We start from the raw sequence: 2614 nt of genomic DNA, 5'->3' as shown, positions 1-2614 counted from the left end.
GTTATACAATACAGTAGAAATCAACGCACTGTATTATAACAACAAGAAGACAACAAAGGAGATGATGGTTTAGGCCGAATACTACATTAAACTAACTGAAAATTTAAAATAATATAAAATCATTGCTCCTAGTTTTTCAAATTATCAAATTTAAAAAATCTGGGTACATATTCCATTAGCTAACTGAAAGCAATAGCTTTACGGAATTTTTAATAATACCTGAATAGGAAGAATAAAAAACATAATTGGGGGAATTAACATGTCACAAGAAAGAATTAATGCGTTAGAAGCTAGCTGGAAAAACGAAGAAAGATGGAATGGAATTACCCGTCCTTACACAGCAGAAGATGTAATTCGTTTAAGAGGTTCAATTGATATTGAACACACGCTTGCTCGTCGCGGATCTGAAAAACTTTGGAACTTAATCAATACAGAAGACTTTGTTAACGCTCTTGGTGCACTTACTGGTAACCAAGCAATGCAACAAGTAAAAGCTGGACTAAAGGCAATCTACTTAAGCGGCTGGCAAGTTGCGGCGGATGCTAACCTTTCAGGTAACATGTATCCTGACCAAAGCTTATACCCAGCAAACTCTGTACCACAAGTTGTAAAACGTATTAACCAAACGTTACAACGTGCGGATCAAATCCAACACATGGAAGGTTCTGGAGATGTAGATTACTTCGCTCCAATCGTTGCTGATGCTGAAGCAGGTTTCGGTGGTCAACTAAACGTATTCGAATTAATGAAAGGTATGATCGAAGCTGGTGCATCGGGCGTTCACTTCGAAGACCAACTTTCTTCAGAGAAAAAATGTGGTCACTTAGGTGGTAAAGTATTACTACCAACTCAAACAGCTGTGAAGAACTTAATCTCTGCTCGTTTAGCTGCAGATGTAATGGGCGTTCCAACGGTTTTAATCGCTCGTACTGATGCTGATGCTGCTGACTTAATTACAAGTGATGTTGATCCAGCAGATGCACCATTCATCACTGGAGAACGTACTCCTGAAGGATTCTTCCGTACAAATGCTGGTTTAGACCAAGCAATCGCTCGTGGGCTTGCATATGCACCATATGCTGACCTAATCTGGTGTGAAACTTCTGTACCAAGTCTTGAAGATGCGAAACGTTTTGCAGATGCAATTCATGAGAAGTTCCCAGGAAAAATGTTAGCTTACAACTGCTCTCCATCATTCAACTGGAAAGCTAAATTAGATGACGAAACAATTGCTAACTATCAAAGAGAATTAGGGAAAATGGGTTACAAATTCCAATTCGTAACATTAGCAGGTTTCCATTCATTAAATCACGGTATGTTCGAGCTTGCTCGTAAATATAAAGATCAAGGTATGGCTGCATACTCTGAATTACAACAAGCAGAGTTTGCAAGTGAAGTAAATGGCTACAGTGCAACTAGACACCAACGTGAAGTTGGAACTGGATACTTTGATGAAGTAGCAACGATTGTATCAGGTGGAACTTCTTCAACAACAGCTTTAGCTGGATCAACAGAAGCAGAGCAATTTCAAACTACTAAATAAGTAAAATTAACTAATTGTCCCTCTGCTTTGAGTGGAGGGGCAATAAAATAAAAAACAAATTATTGGAGGAATAAAAATGAAAAAACAACCAACAACAAAATATTATAAAATTTCAACGGTAAAGAATTGTCCGGAGTGTGGAGCACCAATCCATATTAGTCAAGAGTGCTACTTAATGGAATGTGACCGTTGTTTATCAAAGAAACAAGAATCGTAAGGCGAGGGCCAAGACCTCGTCTTTTTCTTTTGTGCATAAATTACAGCTTTATGTTACAATTATAATTTAATTGTTCCACACAATTTTTTATCTATTAGTTATTACTTTCCCAAAATTTAGAGATACTACATACTATACTTTTACATAGAAAATAGTTTTGAGGAGGATGAAAATTGTCTAAGAAAACTGTTGATGACATTATTGAACAAGGGATATATGGGGCAAAAGAAATAAATCCTGATGAAAGACGAAAATTTCTTGGAACATTGCGTGAGCGAATTGTAATTGCTCTGACTTCACCACAAGTACGAGCAGATCAAGTTCAATCTCAAGTAGAAGATGCTATTAGAAATAACAATGAAGCACAATTATATTTAAACGGGAATATTGATTATGCTTACTTATCGAAATTCATTAAAGTAGCTCAAGCAAATAAAGTTCCGTATACGATTGTTACTAATAAAGAGCATAATAGTGAAATTGGTCTTGTCCTTGCGTACGATTATGCCATTGATAAAGAAGATATTTATTTAAATGATAATAAATCAGAGGTGAAATCCTCATCAAAAGAAGAAAAAACTGGAGGATTATCATTTCTTAAGAAGTGGTTTAGAAGATAGAGTTTTTCATCAGATGAAAAGATAAAATACATGGTTACTATTAAGAGGCTATCATTTAGAAAGCCTCTTTTCGTCGTCTTTAAATAATGTACACGTGATGTGGAATGAAGTATTATTAGAGCAGTAAAATGTAGGATAAGCACTACTTTCAAAATAATAAGAAACCGTTAGTTTGAATAACTTCGTAGTAATTATTAAATGGAATAAATAATGTTTTAGGAGATGATGTAATGT

At 35.5% G+C, this 2614-nt stretch carries 3 protein-coding genes; all 3 read left to right on the top strand.

Annotation, left to right across the window (positions count from 1 at the left end; genetic code table 11):
• Positions 1-259 precede the first annotated feature (259 nt).
• The 3 genes from aceA (at position 260) to V7014_RS19710 (ending at position 2380) form a co-directional block, all read left to right on the top strand.
• On the top strand, positions 260-1543 hold the full coding sequence (gene aceA / locus V7014_RS19720) for an isocitrate lyase (protein ID WP_335509522.1): 1284 nt from the start codon (positions 260-262) through the stop codon (positions 1541-1543).
• Between the two features lie 76 nt (positions 1544-1619).
• The gene (yhfH, locus tag V7014_RS19715; protein ID WP_335509521.1) at positions 1620-1760 is read left to right on the top strand and encodes a protein YhfH; all 141 of its coding nucleotides are present in this window, start codon (positions 1620-1622) and stop codon (positions 1758-1760) included.
• A gap of 173 nt (positions 1761-1933) precedes the next feature.
• Positions 1934-2380, top strand: a complete 447-nt coding sequence (locus V7014_RS19710) for a YueI family protein (protein ID WP_335509519.1) — start codon at positions 1934-1936, stop codon at positions 2378-2380.
• Positions 2381-2614: the final 234 nt, after the last annotated feature.

This window comes from Bacillus sp. JJ722 (genome assembly GCF_036963345.1).
Lineage (GTDB): Bacteria > Bacillota > Bacilli > Bacillales > DSM-1321 > Bacillus_AD.
Note: the sequence above shows the minus strand (reverse complement) of the source record. Positions and strands in the feature narration are given on the sequence as shown.

Excerpts from the sequence above, each read along its gene's own strand:
- yhfH (WP_335509521.1), top strand. The coding sequence starts at position 1,620 with ATGAAAAAACAACCAACAACAAAATATTATAAAATTTCAACGGTAAAG.
- aceA (WP_335509522.1), top strand. The coding sequence starts at position 260 with ATGTCACAAGAAAGAATTAATGCGTTAGAAGCTAGCTGGAAAAACGAA.